Source organism: Pelomicrobium sp. G1 (assembly GCF_051905455.1).
Taxonomy (GTDB): Bacteria; Pseudomonadota; Gammaproteobacteria; order Burkholderiales; family UBA6910; genus Pelomicrobium.
The window spans coordinates 1-274 of sequence record NZ_JBQACR010000341.1; the positions used below are offsets into that span (position 1 = coordinate 1).

Sequence of the window (274 nt, forward strand, 5' to 3'; positions counted from 1 at the left end):
CACCATCCGGACACGGAACGGGCCGGACCAAAGCATTGAAGTGGTCGTTCACGATCCGGGTCCAGGTGTGCCGGAGGTATTGGCTGATCAGGTGTTCTCGCCGTTTTTCCCCACCAAGGCGAGGGGGCTCGGGATAGGATTGTCCATCAGCCGCGCCATCATCGAGGCCCACAATGGCAGGATCTGGGCGGATAACGAAAGCGGTACATGGGCTTCGTTTCACTTCACCCTTCCGGCGTTGAAGCTGCAGTCGCCATTGGAGGCTGAGGGAGGG

The 274-nt window shown here is 60.2% G+C and carries 1 protein-coding gene; it reads left to right on the top strand.

The window, feature by feature from the left end; genetic code table 11:
* Window positions 1-4: 4 nt before the first annotated feature.
* Window positions 5-274, top strand: a 270-nt coding sequence (locus ACTFO6_RS18770; protein ID WP_439935874.1) for an ATP-binding protein, incomplete at its 3' end; no start/stop codon positions are given.